This window comes from Paraburkholderia bannensis NBRC 103871, assembly GCF_000685015.1.
In the GTDB taxonomy this organism is placed as follows: domain Bacteria; phylum Pseudomonadota; class Gammaproteobacteria; order Burkholderiales; family Burkholderiaceae; genus Paraburkholderia; species Paraburkholderia bannensis.
Genome location: NZ_BAYA01000061.1, coordinates 1 through 20971 on the forward strand (window position 1 = coordinate 1; position 20971 = coordinate 20971).

Below are 20971 nucleotides of genomic sequence, written 5' to 3' on the forward strand. Positions count from 1 at the left end.
GCGTTCGCGACAGCCACGTCCACCGGCCCGCGCGCGGCGACGGCGCGCGCCACGGCGTCGGCGACCGCGGCGGCGTCGCTCACGTCGGCGGCCAGCGCTTCCAGGCGCTGCGCGCCGAATTCATCGGCGAGTTGCTGCACGGCGGCGGACTCGCGGTCGAGCGCGAGCACGGTGTCGCCCGCATCGACGAATCGTTTGCACAGCGCACGGCCAATCCCGCCGCACGCCCCCGTCACCAGCACCACCCGGCTCATGTTCGACTCTCCGCGAAAGGTTGCTTCCGGGCGCGGCGCGCATTCAGCCCGCCCCTGTAAATTTCCAACAACGTCATGTTTTCAATCGTCTGCAATACCGACGATCGCGGGTTTACACGCAGGCGTCCCAAATATTGCAACGCACGAATTTCCCTTGTTTTACCGCATGTTATGCAAATTCAGGAGCAGAAAACAATATCGCGTTTCCCAGGTGACAACGCTTTTTTCATCCTGTAGGATTTTTTCAAACAACGCAAGGCCAGCCAGATAACCACGTTAGGAGAGACAGCAATGGCGTTTAAGGCACGTGCATCCACCACGCTCGGCAAGCTCGCCGTCGCATTGGCGTTCGCAGGCATCACCGTCGCGGCGCATGCCGATACCGTCCGCGTGACCGTCGCCCACTACAGCGACGCCACGGCCCCGTACTTCGAGAAAATGGCCAAGCAGTTCGAGGCCGCCAATCCCGGCACGACCATCAAGATCGAAGACGTGAACTGGGACTCGCTGCAACAGAAACTCCAGACGGACATCTCGGGCGGCGCCAACGCCGACCTGGCGATCATCGGCACGCGCTGGCTGCTGGACTTCGTGAAGGACGATATCGCCGAGCCGCTCGATCCCTATATGGACGCCAGTTTCAAGGGCCGCTTCATCGGCCCGTTCCTGGCGCCGGGTGAAATCAACGGCAAGATCTACGGCCTGCCGATCGCGGCCTCGGCGCGCGCGCTTTACTACAACAAGGACATGCTCGCTTCGGTTGGCTATCCGAACGGCCCGAAGACCTGGAACGACGTGATCGACGCGTCGAAGAAGCTCAAGGCCAAGGGCATCGCCGGTTTCGGCCTGCAAGGCAAGGAAATCGAAACCGATGTGTACTTCTACTACGCGCTGTGGACGAACGGCGGCGACGTGGTCGGCAAGGACAACAAGGCCGCGTTCAATTCAGCGGCAGGCGTGAAGGCCGCCACGCTCTACAAGACCATGATCGACGAAGGCCTGACCGAGCCGGGCGTGACGGGCTACAGCCGCGAAGACGTGCAGAATCTCTTCAAGCAGGGTCGCGTGGCGATGATGATTTCCGCGCCGTTCCTCGCCAAGCAGCTCAAGAAGGAAGCACCGAACATCAAGTACGGCATCGACCCGATTCCGGTCGCCACGACGCCCGCGACCTACGCGGTCACCGACTCGATCATGATGTTCAAGAACTCGAAGGTGAAGAAGAGCGCCTGGAAGTTCCTCGACTTCCTGTTCACGAAGCAGCCGCGCGTGGAGTTCACCAGCACGGAAGGCTTCCTGCCGACCACCCAGGCCGAAGCCACCGATCCGGCGTTCCAGGATCCGGACACGAAGGCTTTCGTCGCGCTGCTGCCGCACGCGAAGTTCGCGCCGACGGTGACGGGCTGGGAAGACACCGCCAAGGCCGTGACCAACGCGATGCAGTCGATCTACCTGGGCAAGGCCAAGCCCGCCGACGCGCTGAACCAGGCCGCAACCGAAGCGAACAAGTCGCTCGGCAAGTAAGGCCGCTGCCGCGGAACATCGCGGCCTGAACCGGCGCGTCGCATAGCAGCGCTACGCGACGCGCCGGTTGATTTCGGCAGCTCGACCGATCGGTTCGACTTCACGCAACACCGGACGCACCACGACATGACTACGGGCCCTCTGAAACAGACGCCTCCCGCCACCGCGACCGACCTCAACAGCGCAAGCACCAGCATGAGCCGCCCCAAACGCGCCGAGCGCAACATCGCCCTACCCCGCGCCCCCTGGCTGCTGATCGTGCCAAGCCTCGTGCTCGCGCTGTTCATCATCAGCTATCCGATCTTCAACATCGTCTGGCAGTCGCTGCACGATGTGTCGCGCTTCGGCCAGATCCGCGATTTCAGCGGGCTGCAGAACTTCTACAACGTGTTCGGCGACCCGGTGTTCCTGAGCGCGCTGAAGAACACCCTGATCTGGACGTTCTGCGTCGTAGTGGGCACCGTGGGGCTCTCGGTGCCCGTCGCGCTCGTGCTCAACCAGGACTTCTATGGACGCGGCGTCGCGCGCACCATCGTCATGCTGCCGTGGTCGGTGTCGCTCACGATGACCGCCGTGGTGTGGCGCTGGGCGTTCAACGACGACTACGGCATGGTCAACGTCACGCTGCAGAAGCTCGGCCTGATTGGCGGGCCGATCCACTGGCTCGCCACGCCCGAATACGCGTTTCCCGTTGAAATCGCCGTGGGCATTCTGGTGTCGATTCCGTTTACGACGACGATCTTTCTGGGCGGCCTTTCGTCCGTGCCCGGCGATATCTACGAAGCCGCGCGCATCGACGGCGCGAGCGCCTGGCAGCAGTTCCGCCAGCTCACGCTGCCGCTGCTCAAGCCCTTCATCAACATGGCGATCCTGCTCAACGTGATCTACGTGTTCAACTCGTTTCCGATCATCTGGGTCATGACGCAGGGCGGCCCCGACGACAGCACGCACATCCTCGTGACCTATCTCTACGAACTCGGCTTCCGTCTGGGACGCCCGGGCGAAGCGGCCGCCGTCTCGCTCATCATGCTCGTGATCCTGTTCGCGTTCTCGGTGGCGTATCTGCGCGTCCAGGCCCGTCGTGGCAGCGCCGAAGGAGACCTCGCATGAACCGCAAGCTCAAACGCTCGCTCTGGTGCTGGCTCGCGCTGTCGCCGCTCGTGATCGCCGTGCTGTTTCCGTTCGCGGTGATGTTCTTCACCTCGTTCAAGCCGGCCAACGAAGTCTTCGTCTATCCCGCGCGCTGGCTGCCCGTGCACTGGCGCTGGGAAAACTACGTCGATATGTGGCAGGCCGCGAACTTCGGCGTGGCGCTGCGCAACAGCATCGTCATTTCGTTCCTGTCGACCTCGCTTGCGCTCGCGGTCAGCCTGCCCGCCGCCTATGCGCTCGCGCGCTTCCCGTTTCGCGGACGCGGCGTGTACCGGCAGTTCCTGCTCGTCACGCAGATGCTCTCGCCGATCCTGCTGGTGGTGGGCCTGTTCCGCCTGGCCGCGATGATTCCTTACGGGGACGGCAATCTCGTCGATTCGAAGATCGGCGTGATCGTCTCTTATGCGGCCTTCAATATCGCCTTCGCGGTGTGGATGCTGTCGTCGTATTTCCAGACGGTGCCGCGCGATCTCGAAGAATCCGCGTGGCTGGAAGGATGCAGCCGCACGGGCGCGGTGTTCCGCGTGTTCCTGCCGCTGGCGATCCCCGCCGTGGTGGTGACGGCCATCTTCACGTTCATCAGCGCGTGGAACGAATTTGCCGTGGTGTACACGTTGATCCGCTCGCCGGAGAACAAGACGCTCACAGTGCAGGTCACCGACATGGTGGCCGGAAAATACACTGTCGAATGGGAACTGGTGATGGCGGCAACGCTCGCGGCCACGCTGCCGGTTTCGGTCGTGTTCGCGTGGTTGCAGCGCTATATGGTGAAGGGGCTCGCGCTGGGCGCGGTGAAGTGAGTCGCTGGATCAACGGGCTTCGCGCGCGTTGATCCAGCGGATCCAGCCAGCGGCTTGAGGCGGCCTCAAGCGTCGTTTCGATGGATGTCGTGCGTGACAAAGCCGGTCTGGTTGGTGGGCAGATCCAGCCAGCCATCCTTGTCCAGCGTGTTGCGGATATCGGTCAGGCCCGCCTGCCAGTGGCTGCGCATGGTGCTGTGGCCAAACTGATGGTCCTTGTCGCCGCGCTCGAACTTCTGCTGCCGATAGATCAGCTGCAGCACGTTATAGCGCTTGCTGCACGAGAGATCCTGCGCGAGCTTGCAAAGCCGGTCGCTTTCGAGCGTCGCCTTCGGCACGCGCTCCAGCAGTTCACGCAGCAGGTTGCGGTAGCGCTGCTCGCGCTGGAGCATGTCGGTCGCGAGACGCGTGCGGCTGGAGTACTGGATGTCCTTCACGCGCGTCGTCACGCTTTCCATCGTATTGGGCACCGGCCCGCGCGCCGACCACAAGTCCACCTGGAACACCAGCGTATCCCTGCGCTGTGCCGCGCCCAGAACCTGCTGCAAGGGCGTATTCGATACCACGCCGCCGTCCCAGTAAAACTCGCCGTCGATCTCCACCGGCGCGAAGCCCGGCGGCAACGCGCCCGAGGCGATGAAATGCTCGGGGCGCAGCGTCGTGTGCGTGTTGTCGAAGTAGGCAAAGTTGCCCGTCGTCACGTTCACGGCGCCGACCGACACGCGCGTCTCGCCCGAATTGATACGGTCGAAATCGCAGAAACGTTCGAGCGTCGCCTTGAGCGGCGTCGTGTCGTACCAGCTGACGCGATCCGGCGCATGCTCGGCCCACGGCAGCGGCGCGGGCACGCGCGGCACGAAGAAACCGTGCTGGCCCTGAGTGGCCGCGCTGGCCGCCTGAAACCCCGTGAGCATCGCGCGCGTGGCGTCCGACGCCGAGAACATCAGGTGCTCGAACGGCGCAGGCAGCGCGGGCGTGAACGCGGGCTTGCAGATGGTCTCCCAGAACTCGCGCAGTCGCGCCACGCGATGCTCGGGCGCGTTGCCCGCGATCAGCGCCGTATTGAGCGCGCCAATCGAAATCCCCGCGACCCAGTCGAGCCCGATGCGCGCCTCCTGCAATCCTTCGAGCACGCCCGCCTGATAAGCACCCAGCGCGCCGCCGCCCTGGAGCACGAGCGCGACCGTCTCGTAGTCGCGGCAGCGCTCGTGATGGCCGCGTGAGGGGGCTGCGCGCCCACGCTTTGCGGGCGTGGGCTGCGCGACGTTGTCGCTCTCGCTCATTGCATGAACCAGCCGTGGCTGACGACGAACGACTGGCCCGTGAGCGCCGCGCTCGGGAACGCCGACAGGAACAGCACCGTCTGCGCGACGTCCTCGACCATCGTGAACACGCCGTCCACCGTGCCGCCGAGCATCACGTTCTTGATGACATCGGCCTCGGAAATGCCCAGTTCCTTCGCTTGCTCCGGGATCTGCTTGTCCACCAGCGGCGTACGCACGAAGCCCGGGCAAACCACATGCGAGCGCACGTTGTGCTTGCCGCCTTCCTTGGCCAGCACGCGCGCGAGGCCCAGCAGACCGTGCTTGGCCGTCACATACGCCGACTTCAGCGGCGACGCTTCATGCGAGTGCACCGAGCCCATGTAGATCACCACGCCGCCGCGATCGTCCTTGTACATGTACTTGAGCGCAGCCTTGGTCGTGAGGAACGCGCCGTCGACGTGAATCGCCTGCATCTTCTTCCAGTCGGCGAACGAATAGTTTTCGATGGGATTCACGATCTGGATGCCGGCGTTCGACACGAGAATGTCGATCGAGCCGAAGGTGGCGGCGACCTTGTCGATGCCTTGATTGACGGCGTCTTCGCTCGTCACGTCCATGGCGATGCCGATAGCCTTGCCGCCTGCCTCGTTGATGGCGTTCGCGACACTCTGCGCGCCGTCCAGGTTCAGGTCGGCGATGGCGACGGCCGCGCCCTCAGCCGCCAGCGTCAGGGCGATCTGCTTGCCGATGCCGCTTGCCGCGCCCGTCACCACTGCGGTCTTGCCGGTGAGTTTCTTCATGATGGTGTCTTCCGTGAACATTGAAATTGGCGTTGAAAAAGTGGAGTTGGCCTACTTCGCGAGATAGTCGTGCACGACTTCGCCAAGGCCGAGCGTGAGATCCGCGATCAGGTGACGCGCCTCGACGATTTCGAGCACCGGCAGGTCGGCGACCGGCGCAAGCGCATGCGGCATCAGATGCAGCGCGGCCGGGCCCGTCCATGCGCCCTTGAGCTGGATATCGGTGAGGTAATAGCGCACGAGTTCGCACACGCGCGGCGTGCCGTCCACGTGCGGCACGATCTTGAGCAGGTAGTTGGCGCTGGCGAGGCGCTTTGTTTGTTCCGCGAGATCGAGTTCGCGATGCTTGTAGCCCATCGTGCCCGTGGCCACGCGCACCGGGCCGTAATCGAGCGTGCCGACCAGCGTGTCCGAGAACGCGGCGAGCTTCGGCGACGCGAGTTTCTTCGGGAAGCCCCACAGTTCGCGGCCACCGGCAATCGGCGGGTGGTCGTCGAGATACATCGCGTGCGTGTAGCTGCCGGGCTTGCCCTCGTAGGTGACCGGAATCACCTGGCCGCTTTCCGTGTAGTCGCCAAAGCCCGTCGAATCCGGCATGCGGATGAACTCATAGCTCACGAGCGGATCGGTCACTTCGAGCGGCGCGGGCACGACCTTGCGCAGTTTCTCGATGTCGGTGCGGTAGGTGATGATCAGGAATTCGCGATTGACGAATTTATACGGCCCCGGCGGAAACGCGGGACTGGTGAGCGGCATCGCGAACGCCTTGGAGAGGATGTCTTGCATGCGTAGCCTCGACAGGATAGCGAGTTTATTGAAATCGTTCGGATTGCGAATCGTTATGGACAGGCAATCGACGGCGGATTGATGACGACTCGACAGCACACGCCGTGCTGCGCGCCCGCAGAGACCGTGCGAGCTTGCCGAACGAAAAGTATAGATTTTCTATACCGGGCTACGTGCCGCTACTCAAACGGAGTTTGAGTAGGGTTAAAGGATGGGACAAGAAAGAATCGCAGACGCCAGGCAGTCGAAGGGCGCGCGGCGGCGCGTCGCATTTCGCGCGCCGCTCGCTTCAACAAGGGACAGCGCTTATTTGCTGAGTTCGTGACCGATCACGCCCCCGGCTACCGCGCCGCCTACCGTACCAATCGCACTGCCGTCGGTCGCCTTGTTGCCGACGTAACCGCCCGCCGCCGCACCGCCCAGCGTGCAGGCACTCGCGCCCAGCGTCAGCACGGCCATGACGCCGATAAGTACGGCGCGCATGCCGCCGCTGCGAATGCTGCTGTTTTTAAGCCAGTTCATCGTCGTCTCTCCTGAGCGATGCAATGGCTTACAGACAGCAAACGACGTGCCGCGCGTTAAAGCGCCGCGCTCAGCCGTGGTGCAGGTGCAGCAGGATCAGCGTAAGCGTGACGAGCGAGCCCAGCGTCGAATGCAGGATCGTGCGGCCGGTCACGTGCGCTTCGCGGCGGTAGTACTCCGCGAGCATGAAGGGGCCAGTTCCGGTGGGCAGCGCAGCAAGCAGCACGGCAGTCTCCACGAGTTGCGGCGAAAGGCCGAATACGCGATCCGCGAGCCACCACGTCAGCGCGGGCTGCGCCACGAGCTTCGACAGCGTGATCCACCACGAGGATTCGGGCGGCGCATCGCTCCTTGCACGGCGCTCCGCGAGAAAAAGACCCAGGCTCACGAGCGCGCAGGGGCTCGCGGCACCGCCCAGCAGCTTGAGGAAGGTTTCGGCGCTTGCGGGCAGCGTGACGTGCGCGCCCGAGGCGATGGCGCCCAGCGCGGGCGCGACCAGCAGCGGATTGCGCATGAGCGAGCGCACGACCTTGATGAGCAGGCGATGCGGGCGGCGCTCGCTTTGCAGGCCGGTTTCGATCAGCACGATGGCGATGGCGAACAGCACGCAGACTACGAGGATCGTCGCGATGGTGGTGGGCGTGAGGCTCGACGGGCCGAACGCGATCATGCACAGCGGAAAGCCCACGTAGCCCGTATTCGGATAGGCAGCGGCAAGGCCGTCGATACTCGCATCGGCAAGCGGGCGGCGCAGGAACAGGCGCACCGCCACCACGCCCGCGAACACGGCCAGGCCCGCAATACCGAATGCGGCCATGAAAGCCGGCTGATACAGCTCGTGCCACGTTGCGTGCGCAAGGATATCGAACAGCAGCGCGGGCAGCGCGAGCCAGACGACGAAGCGATTCAGTTCGGACGCAGCAGCGGGGCCGAGCACGCCAAAGCGGCGGCACGCAAAGCCGGCCAGGATCAGGCCGAAGACGGGAAGCAGGATGGAGACAGCAGAGAGCATCGGCAGTAGCGGTAAAAGCAGCGTCCGCGAGCATGGCGCACGCGGACGGGGTGTGGAAAATTCTGTGTCGGGCGTGCTGCGGGTCAGTCCATCGCCGCATGCCCCGCATCGACCGCGCCGCCGCCCGAAGGCCGGATCAGCACGAGCAGCGGAATCACGAGCAACGTCGCGACAAACATCATCTTGAAGTCGTTGAGGTAAGCGATCATCGTCGCCTGCTGCGTGATCGACTGGTTGAGCACGGCGAGGTCGTAGTGCGAACCCGTGGCGAGCATCGGCTGCATCATCGGATTGAACGGCGTGACGTTGGCGGCGAGATCCGAATGCGCGACCTGCGTTCCGCGCGTGACAAAGGTCTGCACAATCGAAATGCCGATACTGCTGCCGATGTTGCGCATCAGGCTATAGGTGGCCGTGCCGTCGGCGCGCAATTGCGGCGTCAGCGTGGAGAACGTGAGCGCCGAAAGCGGCACGAACACGAAGCCCAGCCCGAAGCCCTGCACCACGCCGGGCCAGACGATGTCCGACACGGACAGCACGATCGTGTACTGCATCATCTGCCAGAGCGCATACGCCGACACGACGAAGCCAAACAACAGCATCGCGCGCGCATCGACATGCTTGAGCATGCGCCCCGCGATCAACATGGCGACCATCGTTCCCGCACCCGAAGGCGCGGTGACAAGGCCGGTCGTGGCGACGGGATAGCCCATGAGGTTCTGCAACATCGGTGGCAGCAGCGCCCGCGTGGCGTACAGCACCGCGCCGATCACGAAGATGAAGAACGTGCCGGTCGCGAAATTGCGGTCTTTCAGCAGTTGATAGCGGAAAAACGTGGTCGGGCCGGAGCTTGCCGTGTGGACGACGAAGAACGCAAACGCGAGGACGGAAACCAGCGCCTCGATGCGGATTTCCAGCGAACCGAACCAGTCGAGTTGCTCGCCTCGGTCAAGCAGCGCCTGCAATGCGCCGATGGCCAGCGCCAGCGTGGCGAAGCCGAACAGGTCGAAGCGCGCCTGGCCGCCGCGCTCGCGCGCGGGCATGAACGTCGACACGCCGAAGAACGCGAACGCGCCAATCGGCACGTTGATGAAGAACACCCAGCGCCAGTTGTAGCTGTCCGTGAGCCAGCCGCCCAGCGTCGGCCCCAGCACCGGCCCCACCATCACGCCCATGCCCCAGACCGCCATCGCCTGGCCCTGCCGCTCGCGCGGATTGATGTCCAGCAGGATCGACTGCGAGAGCGGCACCAGCGACGCGCCGAATACGCCTTGCAGCAGGCGCGAGGCGACGATTTCCCCGAGCGTTTCCGATAGCCCGCATAGCGCCGAAGCCACCGTAAAGCCCGCGATCGCGACGCCCAGCAACTGCTTCACGCCAAAGCGGTCGGCCAGCCAGCCCGTGAGCGGCGTGGCGATGGCCGCTGCGACGATGTACGAGGTCAGCACCCACGTGATTTCGTCCTGCGACGCCGATAGCGTGCCCTGCATATGCGGCAGCGCTACGTTGGCGATCGTGCTGTCGAGCGTCTGCATCAGCGTCGCGAGCATGATCGACAGCGTGATCATGCCGCGGTTCAGAGGCGCGGCCTCACGTTGCGCGGCCAGGCCATGCGGGACTGCGGTCATCGTGGGTTCGGATGAAGCGTCGGACGAGGGTTCGAAAAATGATAAGCCTGCTTATTATACGAATCACTCCCTCTTGCGCAATCGGAAAGAATCCGGCCCCCTTCGGCTTGCGGCCCGGGTTCGCCCATGGAACGGGCGGGTCGCCGCTTATAATTGCGCCATGACTACCGACCTCGAAAAACGCTTCGGCTTCTTGATCGTCGACGTGGGCCGCCTGTATGGCAAGCGTTACGACGAACTGGCGAAGTCATCGCTCGAACTCACGCGCGCGCAGTGCCGCATGATCGCCTACCTCGCGCACTATGGCCCCATCAACCAGGCGAGCCTCGCCGAGCGGCTCGAAGTCGCGCCAATTTCGGCAGGCAGGCTGCTGGAACGCATGGAGGAAAGCGGCTGGGTCGTGCGCGAGGCGAACCCGGACGACCGTCGCGAGTTGCTGGTGAGCCTCACGCCCAAGGCTGCGGGCGTGCTGACCTCGGCACGCCGCGTGGGCGACGAGGTGCAGGACGAGGCGCTTGCGGGTTTTACGCCCGAAGAAGCCGAGCAGTTCGGCGAGATGCTTCAGCGCGTGCGCGCCAATCTCGGGCTGCTGGTCGAACGTTGAGTTCTTGATGACGCCGCCGCTGGCGCGGCGGCGCGCTTCAGCTGGGATTTACTTTGAGCGTTACTTGCCTGCGACCTTGCGCTGGCGCCACAGGCACAGCAGGTCGCAGGCGAGATGCGCGGCGGCCAGCGCCGTGATCTCGCTCTGGTCGTAAGCGGGCGCCACTTCCACCACGTCCGCGCCGACCAGGTTCAACGCCTCCAGGCCGCGCACGATCGCCAGCGCCTGCGCGGACGACAAACCGCCCGCCACTGGCGTGCCGGTTCCCGGCGCGAAGGCCGGATCCAGGCAATCGATATCGAAGGTCAGATACGCAGGCCGCTCGCCCACGATCTCCAGGATGCGCTCGCGCGCCGCGCGCGGGCCGTGCTCGTGCACCCAGGCGGCGTCCAGGATATTGATGCCGAGAAAATCGTCGTTCCACGTGCGGATGCCCACCTGCACCGACGTCTTCGGATCGACCAGCCCTTCTTTTACGGCCTTGTAGAACATCGTGCCGTGATTGAGGCTGTCCGGGTGGTCGTCGGGCCAGGTATCGCAATGCGCATCGAAATGGATCAGCGAGAGCGGCTTGCCGTACTTCTCTGCGTGTGCAATCAGCAAAGGATACGTAATGAAGTGATCGCCGCCGAACGTGAGCATTTTCGCGTTCGAGCGCAGGATCGTGCGCGCGTGCTCGATGATCGCGGGCTTGATCGAGAGCGGATTGTGCGCGTCGAACCAGCAGTCGCCATAGTCGGTGACGGCCAGCGTATCGAAGGGGTTGAAGCCCCACGGATACGGATGCAGTTCCGCGAGCTGCACGCTCGCAGCGCGCACGGCAGACGGCCCAAGCCGCGCGCCCGAGCGGAAGGTGGTGGCCAGATCGAGCGGCACGCCGCTGATCGCGACATCCACGCCGTCCAGATCGCGCGTGTAGTTGCGGCGCATGAACGACAGCACGCCCGCGTAGGTGTTCTCGATGGAGGAGCCGTAGAGCGAGCCGCGACGGATCGCGCCGTCGCCGTGGATCGTGTCGTCCATGTGGGGGTGTTTTATCGGGTATTGGAGAGGGCCCGTGCTGGCGCAACGCAGCGCGCCGGCACGGGATCGAACGAATCGTCTTAACGCAGGCGCACGAGCGTCGACTTCAGTTCGGTGTACTTCTCAAGTGCATGCAGCGACTTGTCGCGGCCGTTGCCCGACTCCTTGAAGCCGCCGAACGGGAAGTTCATGTCGCCGCCTTCGTCATAGCAATTGACCCAGACGGTGCCCGCACGCAGGCGGCGCGCGATTTCATGCGCGTTCGTGAGGTTCGAAGTCCACACGGCCGCGGCCAGGCCGTAATCGCTGTCGTTGGCGATCCGCACGGCTTCGTCGATCGTGCTGAACGTGATGACCGACAGCACCGGCCCGAAAATCTCCTCACGCGCAATGCGCGCGTCGTGATGCGTGTCGAACACGGTCGGCTCCACATAGAAGCCGCCGCTCGCTTCGTTCACGCGCTCGCCGCCCACCAGCAGCTTCGAGTCCTTGCGCCCCGCCTCGATATAGCCGAGCACGCGCTCCATCTGCACCTTGTCGACGATGGCGCCCATCGACACGTTCGGATCAAGAGGATTGCCAGGCTTGTACGCCTTCGCCGCTTCCACGAGCTTCGCGAGGAACACGTCCTTGATGTCGCGATGCACGAGCAGGCGCGAACCTGCGGTGCACATCTCGCCCATGTTGTAGAAGATCGCGCCCGCCGCCGCACTGGCCGCGCGGTCGAGATCCGGGCAATCGGGCAGCACGATGTTCGGCGACTTGCCGCCCAGTTCGAGCCAGACGCGCTTGAGGTTGGACTGGCCCGCGTACTGCATGATCTGCTTGCCGACGTTGGTCGAGCCCGTGAAGGCAATGCAGTCCACGTCGCGATGCAGGCCGAGCAGCTTGCCCGGCTCGCCGCCGCCCGGCAGCACGTTGAACACGCCCGCGGGAATGCCCGCTTCGTGTGCGAGCTGCGCCACGCGAATGGCGGTCAGCGGCGACTTCTCCGAAGGCTTGAGCACCACGCTGTTGCCCGCCGCGAGCGCCGGGCCGAACTTCCACGACGCCATCAGGATCGGGAAATTCCACGGCACCACCGCCGCGACCACGCCGATCGGTTCGCGCGTGACGAGGCCCACCAGGTGATGGTCGGCGGGCGCGACTTCGCCGCCCACCTTGTCGATCGCTTCAGCGAACCATTCGACGCAATAGGCCGCGCCCGGCACGTCCACCGATGTCGTGTCGCCAATGGGCTTGCCCGCGTCGAGCGTCTCAAGCAGCGCGAGTTCTTCCATGTGCTCGCGCATGAGCGCGGCCCAGCGCAGCAGAACGGCTTTACGCGCACGCGGATTCAATCCCGCCCACACGCCATCGTTGAAGGCACGCCGCGCGGCGCCAACCGCTGCGTCCACGTCGGCTGCGCCGCAGTCCGCGACGTTCGCGAGCACGCGGCCGTCGATCGGGCTCACGCAATCGAAGGTGCGGCCCGAGTAAGCATCGCGATACGCGCCGTCGATGAATGCGCGGCCTTCGATCGACAGCGTCGCGGCCTTGTCCTGCCAGTAAGCGAGAGTTTTGTGTTCCATGAGGATGCCTCAATGATTGACGATTCGCCTGGCCTGCCGCATCGCCCGACGCTGTTGTGGCGGGTGCCCGCTATTCAGCGGACGCCACACACTGCGTGACGAAACAACGGCAGCAGGCGAACCGGATACGCGCTTTTACGAAACCTGCGAAGAAGCGAGTCTAGAAAGTAGGCGGCGAGTTCGCCGACACCACTTCGCAGACTTCGTTGGCGCTGGGATTGCGAAACCGGTGCGGGAAGCGACTTTCGAAGTAATAGCTGTCGCCGGGGTCGAGCAGCCAGGTGGTGCCGTCCACGGTCAGTTCGATCTGCCCGGACACGACAACGCCGCCTTCATGCCCGGCATGCGAGAGCATTTCAGGGCCCGTGTCGGCGAGCGGCTGGTACACCTCGCGCATGATGCCCATATTGCGGTCTTTCACGTTCGCGCCCGCCAGGTAGAACTCGATGGACGCGTTGCCGAGGTTGGGCATTTCGCCACGACGCGACACGATGCTCGCGCCCTCGTTGAGATCGAATGTGAAGAATTCCGCGAGGCTCATCGGGATGCATTCGAGGAGCTTCTTGAGCGAGCCTACCGAGGGACTGACGCGACTTTGCTCGATAAGCGAAATCGCGCCATTCGTCACGCCCGCGCGCTTGGCCAGCTCGCGTTGTGACAGCCCGTAGCGCTTGCGCACGTAGCGCAGGCGCGTGGCAACTTCAGAGGAAACGGAGACAGACTCGGACACGATTGAAGAACCGTTTGGGTCAGGAAAACACTCAGGAAAACTCACGGGAAGCGCACGTGCAAACCAGGCAGAAGCAGCACGGCGATGCGTTGGCGTGTTGAATATTCTAATCAGTTTGTTTTTTTTTGCGTCAGTACTAACCCCTGTAAGTTATTCGAAATATAAACACAGTGCAGGATATTTCGCACTGCGCGACGTTTGCAGGCATCTTGGGGAAAGTGCTGACATAAAAAACGTAGAAAAATAATTGACGGCCTTTTTGGCTCGTATATGCTGAAACACAGGTCGAACGAACGATGAAAAACGCATTACGTTGCCCCGCAACACGCAATCAATGCCCAATACATCGAACGGCGCCTATGTGTCGATCCGATGAGCGCAGTTTCCATGCCGCGCACCTCTTTCGAACAGTGTTCAACAAACTCCAGTCGAGTGTAATTGTGAGAGTCCGTGGCCCTCTGGTGAGATGGGATCGAAGTCATGCGAGGTGTCTTCGCAGTGACTGCGCCGCCATCGCCGATGGCAGTAGCGGCAGGCTTGCCTCTCGTCCGCTTCTGTCCGTCTTCACAATCCTTTCCCGTCGGTCCGTCCGTCGCCATAACGCCGTCTCGGCACGCGCATTTATCGCGGTGCATACCGACGAAGTCGCGTCGCTGCTGCCCTAGCGCCTCTCCTTCCTGCGCTGTTCGTTTCATTCGCCGTCGGTCGCCTGCGAGTTGTCTTGCTGCGCGCGAACGATGTGGATGCGCACGCCTGAACACCGTCGCGCCCCACAACGGCAGGAAACGAACTGCGTACATGATCTCCACGCGCAGCGCGATCCGTTAGCGCCGCTGCGCTCCGTAATTAAAGGTTTGCGGCCGTGTGTATTGCACGGTTGCAAGGTCATGTCACGCCTGAACCATCGCGATTTAATCTGTTTATGCGCGATGCGACAGGAAGAAGAAACAATACGTTAGTCATGCGAACCAAACCATTGATTGGAGTCACTGCCGATCGCACCATGATGGGGCCGCACGCATCGCACGTAGCGGGCGAGAAGTACATCGCCGCTGCCGTCGATGGGTCGGATGGGCTCGCGTTCGTGCTGCCCGCGCTGGGTGAGCGGCAGGCTACGGCGGACATTCTGGACGCTGTGGACGGCCTGCTTTTCACGGGCAGCTATTCGAACGTCGAGCCCCACCGCTACGGCGGCCCGGCAAGCGCCGCGGGCACGCTGCACGATCCGGCGCGCGACGCCACGACGCTGCCGCTGCTGCGCGCAGCCATCGACGCAGGTGTGCCCGTACTGGCCATCTGCCGCGGCTTTCAGGAAATGAACGTGGTCTTCGGCGGCACGCTGCATCAGGAAGTGCATGCGGTGGAAGGTCTTAACGATCATCGCGAAGACAAGGCCAATCCGCTGGAAACGCAATATGGCCCTGCGCACGCCATCGCGCTCAAGGAAGGCGGCCTGCTGTACACGCTCTCGGGCGGCGCACACGAAGCCCGTGTGAATTCGCTGCACGGCCAGGGCATCGACACGCTCGGTCAAGGACTCGTTGCGGACGCAACGGCTCCGGACGGGCTGGTCGAAGCCATCACCGTCGCCAACGCCCGCAGCTTTGCGCTGGGCGTGCAATGGCATCCCGAGTGGCAACACGCGCAAAACGCCCTTTCCACCGCGATCTTCCGCGCCTTTGGCGACGCCTGCCGCGCCCGCATGCTGGCCCGAATACCGGGCGGGGCCGCACGCCACCCCGCACGCGCGCACGCCGCGCAGGTCTGACGCCGGCCCATACAGAACAGAGAGAACGAAAATGCACGACATCGACGAATTCCTGAAGAAACACCACATCACCGAAATCGAAGCGATCATTCCGGACATGGCCGGCATCGCGCGCGGCAAGATCATTCCGCGCAGCAAGTTCGAATCGGGCGAATCCATGCGCCTGCCGCAGGCCGTGATGATCCAGACCGTCACGGGCGACTATCCGGAAGACGGCACCCTCACCGGCGTCACCGACCCGGACATGGTCTGCGTGCCGGATGCTTCGACGATCCGCATCATCCCGTGGGCCGTCGATCCCACCGCCCAGGTGATCCACGATTGCGTGCACTTCGACGGCTCGCCCGTCGAAATCTCGCCGCGCCGCGTGCTGCGCCGCGTGCTCGAACTCTACGAAGCGAAGGGCTGGAAGCCCATCATCGCGCCGGAACTGGAGTTCTATCTCGTCGACATGAACAAGGATCCGGATCTTCCCCTCGCGCCGCCGATCGGCCGTACGGGCCGTCCGGAAACGGGTCGCCAGGCGTATTCGATCGAAGCCGTGAATGAATTCGATCCGCTGTTCGAAGACATCTACGAGTACTGCGAAATTCAGGATCTCGAAGTCGACACGCTGATTCACGAAGTGGGCGCCGCGCAAATGGAGATCAACTTCATGCACGGCGAACCGCTGGGTCTGGCCGACCGCGTGTTCCTCTTCAAGCGCACCGTGCGCGAAGCGGCCCTGCGTCACCATATGTACGCCACGTTCATGGCAAAGCCGATGGAAAACGAGCCGGGTTCGGCCATGCACATCCACCAGAGCCTGATCTCGGCGGAAAGCGGCCAGAATCTCTTCACCGGCGCGGACGGCAAGCCCACGGACATGTTCCATGCGTATATCGCGGGCCTGCAAAAGTACACGCCGGCGCTCATGCCGATCTTCGCGCCGTACATCAACTCGTATCGCCGCCTGTCGCGTTTCATGGCCGCGCCGATCAACGTGGCATGGGGTTACGACAACCGCACCGTGGGCTTCCGCGTGCCGTATTCGTCGCCTGCCGCGCGCCGCGTCGAGAACCGCATTCCGGGCGTCGACACGAACCCGTACCTCGCGATCGCCGCGACGCTCGCCGCAGGCTACCTGGGCATGACGCAGCATCTCAAGCCCACTGAGCCGCTCGTGAGCGACGGTTACGAGCTGCCCTACCAGTTGCCGCGCAACCTCGAAGAAGGCCTCTCGCTCATGGGCGCGAGCGAGCCGCTCATGGGCATCCTCGGCGAGAAGTTCGTGCGCGCTTACCTCGCGCTCAAGGAAACCGAATACGAAGCGTACTTCCGCGTGATCAGCTCATGGGAACGCAAGCACCTGCTGCTGCACGTGTAATAGAAAGGAGACAGAGAAAATGAGCTATCGGATCGACGCCCCCGCCAGCGCACTCCAGGAAGTGCCGACGACGCTGCGCGCGCAAGCCACGCAAGCGGCACGCAGCACGGCCGAATATCGCGCGCTCGACGCGGCGCACCACATCCATCCGTTCTCGGACATGGGCTCGCTGAACAAGAGCGGCAGCCGCGTGATCGTGAAGGCCAAGGGCGTGTACCTGTGGGACTCGGAAGGCAACCAGATCATCGACGGCATGGCCGGTCTCTGGTGCGTGAACGTGGGCTATGGCCGCAAGGAACTGGCCGATGCCGCCTACACGCAGATGCAGGAGCTGCCGTACTACAACACCTTCTTCAAGACCACGCACCCGCCGGTGATCGAGCTTTCGGCGCTGCTCGCCGAACTCTCGCCGGAGCCGTTCAACCACTTCTTCTATTGCAACAGCGGCTCGGAAGGTAACGACACGGTGCTGCGCATCGTGCATCAATACTGGCTCGCGCAGGGCAAGCCGTCGAAGAAGGTCGTCATCTCGCGCAAGAACGGCTATCACGGCTCGACGATTGCAGGCGGCACGCTGGGCGGCATGGGCTATATGCACGAGCAGATGCCCTCGAAGGTCGAGAACATCGTTCATATCGACCAGCCGTACTTTTACGGCGAAGCCGAAGGCAACATGACGCCCGAGGAATTCGGCCTTGCGCGTGCGCAGCAGCTCGAAGCGAAGATCCTGGAAGTGGGCGCGGAGAACGTCGCCGCGTTCATCGGCGAGCCGTTCCAGGGCGCGGGCGGCGTGATTTTCCCGGCTTCGACGTACTGGCCGGAAATCCAGCGTATCTGCCGCAAGTACGACATCCTGCTGTGCGCCGACGAAGTGATCGGCGGCTTCGGCCGCACGGGCGAATGGTTCGCGCATCAGCACTTCGGTTTCGAACCGGATCTCATCACGCTCGCCAAGGGCCTCACGAGCGGCTATGTGCCGATGGGCGCGGTCGGCCTGCACGATCGCGTGGCCAAGGTGCTGATCGAGAACGGCGACTTCAACCACGGCCTCACGTATTCGGGCCATCCGGTTGCAGCCGCTGTTGCCGTCGCCAATCTCAAGCTGCTGCGCGACGAGAAGATCGTCGAGCGCGTGAAGACGGACACCGGCCCGTACTTCCAGCAGCAGTTGCGCGAGACCTTCGCGAACCATCCGATCATCGGTGACATTTCGGGCGCGGGCCTCGTGGCCGGCCTGCAGCTCGCCGAAGATCCGAAGGCGCGCAAGCGCTTCGCGAACGGCGGCGACGTGGGCACGATCTGCCGCGACTTCTGCTTCAACGGCAACCTCATCATGCGCGCCACCGGCGACCGCATGCTGCTCTCGCCGCCGCTCGTCATCACGCGCGGCGAGATCGACGAAATCGTGTCGAAGGCGAAAAAGGCCATCGACGCAACTGCGCAGCAACTGGGACTTTCGTAACGCTGCATTTGTAAGGGCCGGCGGCGCACAACGGGGTGCGGGCGCCGCCCGCCTATCTTCATCACCTGGGGAAATCAACATGAGTGTCAGACATCTTCGTCATGCCGTCGCACTGGCCGCGCTTGCAGTCTGCGCGGGTCTCACAGCGAGCCAGCCGGCTCGCGCCGCAGACGACTCTTTGAACGTCTACAACTGGTCCGACTACATCGCGAAAGACACGATCCCGAACTTCGAAAAGCAGACGGGCATTCACGTCAAGTACGACAACTACGATAGCGACGACACGCTGCAGGCCAAGCTGCTCGCGGGCAGCTCGGGTTACGACATCGTGGTGCCGACCTCGAATTACATGGCCAAGCAGATCCAGGCCGGCGTGTACCAGAAGCTCGACAAGTCCAAGATCCCCAATCTGTCGAATCTCGACCCGCTGCTCATGCACATGATCGCGGACGCCGATCCGGGCAATCAGTACGGCGTGCCCTGGGCCTACGGCACCGACGGCGTGGGCTACAACCAGGAAGCCATCGAAAAAGCGCTGGGTGCCAATGCGCCGGTCGATAGCTGGTCGCTGATCTTCGATCCGCAGTATCTGTCGAAGCTCAAGGGCTGCGGCGTGTCGTTCCTCGACCAGGCCGTCGACGCCTTCGCCGCCACGCTGCAGTACATGGGCAAGAATCCCAACAGCACGAACCCGGCGGACTACCAGGCCGCCTTCGAAGTGCTCAAGAAAGTCCGCCCGTACATCACGCAGTTCAACTCGTCGGGCTACATCAACGACCTCGTGAACAACGACATCTGCGTCGCGTTCGCATGGTCGGGCGACGTGGGCATTGCTCACCGCCGCGCCGAAGAAGCCAAGCGCTCGTATCACATCAAGTTCGCCAATCCGAAGGAAGGCGGCCTGCTGTGGTTCGACGTGATGGTCGTGCCGAAGGACGCTCCGCACCCCGAAGCCGCGATGAAGTGGATCAACTACATCTCGGACCCGAAGGTCAACGCCGCGATCACCAACGAAGTGTTCTATCCGACCGCGAACAAGGCCGCGCGCCAGTTCGTGACGCCGGCGGTGGCGCAGGATCCGACCGTCTATCCGGGCGACGAAGTCCTCAAGAAGATGACGCTGATGAAGCCGATGCCGGCCGAAATCCTGCGCCTCGAAAACCGTCTCTGGTCGCAGCTGAAGACCGGTCACTAAGCGCATAACCCATCGGGATATCAGATATGAAACCGTCGCCGAACGGCTGAATCCCGCAGGAGAAGGAAGGAGACAACGCGCGGACGAGGGATCGCTCGACCCCTCTCCGCCAGAAGTCCGCTGTTCGAAGTCCGGCTGAGCGCGCCGCCCCATCTGCACGACGACGCGCCAGTCTCCAACGAGCTCCGTTCGCAGTACTGACGTCTGCGAGTCGCTTTCAGCGCCCCGTGCGGGACGGCTCATGCCTGCGTTTATATGCGGCGCGCAAGAACGGGCAGTACGCGATCAGAAAGGAACCAGTTACATCATGAATTCGACGTCCCAAGTCCACGCCTCCGAAGCCGCGCGCACTGCCGCGACGGCCAGCTCCCGCGACGCTTTCGTGCGCATCGAAAACGTCGTCAAGAAGTTCGGCGACAGCACCGCCGTCAACAACGTGAGCCTGAACATTGCGAAGAACGAGCTCTTCGCGCTGCTCGGCAGCTCGGGCTGCGGCAAGTCCACGCTGCTGCGCATGCTCGCGGGTCTGGAAACCGCCACCTCCGGCAAGATCTACGTCGATGGCGAAGACCTCGCCTCGCTGCCGCCCTACCGCCGCCCCGTCAACATGATGTTCCAGTCGTACGCGCTCTTTCCGCATATGAGCGTCGAGACCAACGTCGCATTCGGCCTCAAGCAGGAAGGCGTGCCGAAGAACGAAATCCGCGAACGCGTCGCCGACGCGCTCAATCTCGTGCAGATGAGCCGCTACGCCAAGCGCAAGCCGCACCAGCTCTCCGGCGGCCAGCAGCAGCGCGTCGCGCTCGCACGCTCGCTCGTCAAGCGCCCCAAGCTGCTGCTGCTCGACGAGCCGATGTCCGCACTCGACAAGAAGATCCGCCAGAAGACCCAGCTCGAACTCGTCAACATCATCGAGAAGGTCGACGTCACCTGCGTGATGGTCACGCACGACCAGGAAGAAGCGATGACGATGGCCAACCGCCTCGCCGTCATGAGCGAAGGCCGCATCGTGCAGATCGGCTCGCCCACCGAAGTCTACGAATTCCCCAACAGCCGCTTCTCCGCCGAGTTCATCGGCTCGACCAACCTCTTTGAAGGCAAGGTCGTCGAGGACGAACCCGATCACATCTTCGTCGAAAGCGAAGACCTGGAAACGCGCATGTACGTGAGCCACGGCGTGACCGGGCCGCTGGGCATGCCGGTCGGTATCTCGGTGCGCCCCGAGCGCGTGCGCGTGACGCGCGAGAAGCCGGGCACCGCCCACAACTGGGCGCGCGGCGTGGTCACCGACGTGGCCTACATGGGCAGCTATTCGCTCTATCACGTGCGCCTGCCGGGCGGCAAGGTCGTGATGTCGAATCTCTCCAGCTCGCAACTGATGAACGAAGGCGCTCCGGCCTGGAACGACGATGTCTTTGTCTCGTGGTCGCCGGCCAGCGGCGTCGTGCTCACGGCATGATGAGGAGGATGACTAAATGAGTTCCGTTCCCTCGACTTCCGCCACCGGCT

General features: G+C 63.5%; 20 protein-coding genes. 10 read left to right on the plus strand and 10 right to left on the minus strand.

The window, feature by feature from the left end:
• Positions 1-254, minus strand: a 254-nt coding sequence (locus tag BBA01S_RS44820; protein WP_042298613.1) for an SDR family NAD(P)-dependent oxidoreductase, incomplete at its 3' end; no start/stop codon positions are given.
• A 291-nt stretch (positions 255-545) separates the two neighbouring features.
• Here BBA01S_RS44820 and BBA01S_RS38550 point away from each other — a divergent pair.
• From BBA01S_RS38550 to BBA01S_RS38560, 3 genes are all read left to right on the plus strand, one after another.
• Entirely contained in the window at positions 546-1778 is a 1233-nt protein-coding gene (locus BBA01S_RS38550) for an ABC transporter substrate-binding protein (RefSeq protein ID WP_027821051.1), read from the plus strand.
• 195 nt (positions 1779-1973) lie between these two features.
• Positions 1974-2888 (plus strand): carbohydrate ABC transporter permease, encoded by a 915-nt coding sequence (locus tag BBA01S_RS38555; protein WP_027821052.1) that lies wholly within the window; start codon positions 1974-1976, stop codon positions 2886-2888.
• On the plus strand, positions 2885-3730 hold the full coding sequence (locus BBA01S_RS38560) for a carbohydrate ABC transporter permease (protein WP_027821053.1): 846 nt from the start codon (positions 2885-2887) through the stop codon (positions 3728-3730). Before BBA01S_RS38555 ends, BBA01S_RS38560 begins: the two co-directional genes overlap by 4 nt.
• A gap of 65 nt (positions 3731-3795) precedes the next feature.
• On the opposite strand, the gene BBA01S_RS44825 is transcribed toward BBA01S_RS38560, so the two are convergent.
• The 6 genes from BBA01S_RS44825 to BBA01S_RS38590 form a co-directional block, all read right to left on the minus strand.
• Positions 3796-5013: a DUF3734 domain-containing protein gene (locus BBA01S_RS44825; protein ID WP_042298614.1), complete on the minus strand. Its 1218-nt coding sequence runs from the start codon at positions 5011-5013 to the stop codon at positions 3796-3798.
• Positions 5010-5795 carry a 3-hydroxybutyrate dehydrogenase gene (locus BBA01S_RS38570; RefSeq protein WP_027821054.1) on the minus strand — a complete coding sequence of 262 codons (786 nt, stop codon included), beginning with the start codon at positions 5793-5795 and terminating at the stop codon, positions 5010-5012. Before BBA01S_RS38570 ends, BBA01S_RS44825 begins: the two co-directional genes overlap by 4 nt.
• Positions 5796-5846: 51 nt before the next feature.
• The gene (locus BBA01S_RS38575) at positions 5847-6581 is read right to left on the minus strand and encodes an acetoacetate decarboxylase (protein WP_042298615.1); all 735 of its coding nucleotides are present in this window, start codon (positions 6579-6581) and stop codon (positions 5847-5849) included.
• Between the two features lie 306 nt (positions 6582-6887).
• Positions 6888-7064 carry a glycine zipper 2TM domain-containing protein gene (locus BBA01S_RS44830; protein WP_084162811.1) on the minus strand — a complete coding sequence of 59 codons (177 nt, stop codon included), beginning with the start codon at positions 7062-7064 and terminating at the stop codon, positions 6888-6890.
• Positions 7065-7173: 109 nt separating this feature from the next.
• Complete coding sequence (locus BBA01S_RS38585) at positions 7174-8115, minus strand: AEC family transporter (protein WP_027821057.1); 942 nt, start codon at positions 8113-8115, stop codon at positions 7174-7176.
• A gap of 83 nt (positions 8116-8198) precedes the next feature.
• Complete coding sequence (locus BBA01S_RS38590; protein ID WP_042298617.1) at positions 8199-9743, minus strand: DHA2 family efflux MFS transporter permease subunit; 1545 nt, start codon at positions 9741-9743, stop codon at positions 8199-8201.
• A gap of 160 nt (positions 9744-9903) precedes the next feature.
• Between BBA01S_RS38590 and BBA01S_RS38595 the strand changes: the two genes are divergently transcribed.
• Positions 9904-10347 carry a MarR family winged helix-turn-helix transcriptional regulator gene (locus BBA01S_RS38595; RefSeq protein WP_027821059.1) on the plus strand — a complete coding sequence of 148 codons (444 nt, stop codon included), beginning with the start codon at positions 9904-9906 and terminating at the stop codon, positions 10345-10347.
• A gap of 60 nt (positions 10348-10407) precedes the next feature.
• Here the strand turns inward: BBA01S_RS38595 and speB are convergent, their stop codons facing one another.
• The 3 genes from speB to BBA01S_RS38610 form a co-directional block, all read right to left on the minus strand.
• A complete protein-coding gene (gene speB / locus BBA01S_RS38600) occupies positions 10408-11370 on the minus strand; it encodes an agmatinase (RefSeq protein ID WP_027821060.1) in 963 nt (320 codons plus the stop codon).
• A gap of 80 nt (positions 11371-11450) precedes the next feature.
• On the minus strand, positions 11451-12941 hold the full coding sequence (locus BBA01S_RS38605) for an aldehyde dehydrogenase (protein ID WP_027821061.1): 1491 nt from the start codon (positions 12939-12941) through the stop codon (positions 11451-11453).
• A 160-nt stretch (positions 12942-13101) separates the two neighbouring features.
• Positions 13102-13671, minus strand: a complete 570-nt coding sequence (locus BBA01S_RS38610) for a cupin domain-containing protein (protein ID WP_027821062.1) — start codon at positions 13669-13671, stop codon at positions 13102-13104.
• 440 nt (positions 13672-14111) lie between these two features.
• Here BBA01S_RS38610 and BBA01S_RS48355 point away from each other — a divergent pair, with 440 nt between their 5' ends.
• The 6 genes from BBA01S_RS48355 (at position 14112) to BBA01S_RS38635 (ending at position 20921) form a co-directional block, all read left to right on the plus strand.
• Complete coding sequence (locus BBA01S_RS48355; RefSeq protein WP_224013171.1) at positions 14112-14336, plus strand: hypothetical protein; 225 nt, start codon at positions 14112-14114, stop codon at positions 14334-14336.
• A gap of 296 nt (positions 14337-14632) precedes the next feature.
• Positions 14633-15439 (plus strand): gamma-glutamyl-gamma-aminobutyrate hydrolase family protein, encoded by an 807-nt coding sequence (locus BBA01S_RS38615; protein WP_027821063.1) that lies wholly within the window; start codon positions 14633-14635, stop codon positions 15437-15439.
• Positions 15440-15470: 31 nt separating this feature from the next.
• Complete coding sequence (locus BBA01S_RS38620) at positions 15471-16805, plus strand: glutamine synthetase family protein (protein ID WP_027821064.1); 1335 nt, start codon at positions 15471-15473, stop codon at positions 16803-16805.
• 19 nt (positions 16806-16824) lie between these two features.
• Positions 16825-18267, plus strand: a complete 1443-nt coding sequence (locus BBA01S_RS38625) for an aspartate aminotransferase family protein (protein WP_027821065.1) — start codon at positions 16825-16827, stop codon at positions 18265-18267.
• A 79-nt stretch (positions 18268-18346) separates the two neighbouring features.
• The gene (locus BBA01S_RS38630; RefSeq protein ID WP_027821066.1) at positions 18347-19462 is read left to right on the plus strand and encodes a polyamine ABC transporter substrate-binding protein; all 1116 of its coding nucleotides are present in this window, start codon (positions 18347-18349) and stop codon (positions 19460-19462) included.
• A 307-nt stretch (positions 19463-19769) separates the two neighbouring features.
• The gene (locus BBA01S_RS38635; RefSeq protein WP_027821067.1) at positions 19770-20921 is read left to right on the plus strand and encodes an ABC transporter ATP-binding protein; all 1152 of its coding nucleotides are present in this window, start codon (positions 19770-19772) and stop codon (positions 20919-20921) included.
• The last annotated feature ends 50 nt before the right edge of the window (positions 20922-20971 follow it).

Excerpts from the sequence above, each read along its gene's own strand:
- BBA01S_RS38550 (WP_027821051.1), top strand. The coding sequence starts at position 546 with ATGGCGTTTAAGGCACGTGCATCCACCACGCTCGGCAAGCTCGCCGTC.
- BBA01S_RS38555 (WP_027821052.1), top strand. The coding sequence starts at position 1,974 with ATGAGCCGCCCCAAACGCGCCGAGCGCAACATCGCCCTACCCCGCGCC.
- BBA01S_RS38560 (WP_027821053.1), top strand. The coding sequence starts at position 2,885 with ATGAACCGCAAGCTCAAACGCTCGCTCTGGTGCTGGCTCGCGCTGTCG.
- BBA01S_RS44825 (WP_042298614.1), bottom strand. The coding sequence starts at position 5,013 with ATGAGCGAGAGCGACAACGTCGCGCAGCCCACGCCCGCAAAGCGTGGG.
- BBA01S_RS38570 (WP_027821054.1), bottom strand. The coding sequence starts at position 5,795 with ATGAAGAAACTCACCGGCAAGACCGCAGTGGTGACGGGCGCGGCAAGC.
- BBA01S_RS38575 (WP_042298615.1), bottom strand. The coding sequence starts at position 6,581 with ATGCAAGACATCCTCTCCAAGGCGTTCGCGATGCCGCTCACCAGTCCC.
- BBA01S_RS44830 (WP_084162811.1), bottom strand. The coding sequence starts at position 7,064 with ATGCGCGCCGTACTTATCGGCGTCATGGCCGTGCTGACGCTGGGCGCG.
- BBA01S_RS38585 (WP_027821057.1), bottom strand. The coding sequence starts at position 8,115 with ATGCTCTCTGCTGTCTCCATCCTGCTTCCCGTCTTCGGCCTGATCCTG.
- BBA01S_RS38590 (WP_042298617.1), bottom strand. The coding sequence starts at position 9,743 with ATGACCGCAGTCCCGCATGGCCTGGCCGCGCAACGTGAGGCCGCGCCT.
- BBA01S_RS38595 (WP_027821059.1), top strand. The coding sequence starts at position 9,904 with ATGACTACCGACCTCGAAAAACGCTTCGGCTTCTTGATCGTCGACGTG.
- speB (WP_027821060.1), bottom strand. The coding sequence starts at position 11,370 with ATGGACGACACGATCCACGGCGACGGCGCGATCCGTCGCGGCTCGCTC.
- BBA01S_RS38605 (WP_027821061.1), bottom strand. The coding sequence starts at position 12,941 with ATGGAACACAAAACTCTCGCTTACTGGCAGGACAAGGCCGCGACGCTG.
- BBA01S_RS38615 (WP_027821063.1), top strand. The coding sequence starts at position 14,633 with ATGCGAACCAAACCATTGATTGGAGTCACTGCCGATCGCACCATGATG.
- BBA01S_RS38620 (WP_027821064.1), top strand. The coding sequence starts at position 15,471 with ATGCACGACATCGACGAATTCCTGAAGAAACACCACATCACCGAAATC.
- BBA01S_RS38625 (WP_027821065.1), top strand. The coding sequence starts at position 16,825 with ATGAGCTATCGGATCGACGCCCCCGCCAGCGCACTCCAGGAAGTGCCG.
- BBA01S_RS38630 (WP_027821066.1), top strand. The coding sequence starts at position 18,347 with ATGAGTGTCAGACATCTTCGTCATGCCGTCGCACTGGCCGCGCTTGCA.
- BBA01S_RS38635 (WP_027821067.1), top strand. The coding sequence starts at position 19,770 with ATGAATTCGACGTCCCAAGTCCACGCCTCCGAAGCCGCGCGCACTGCC.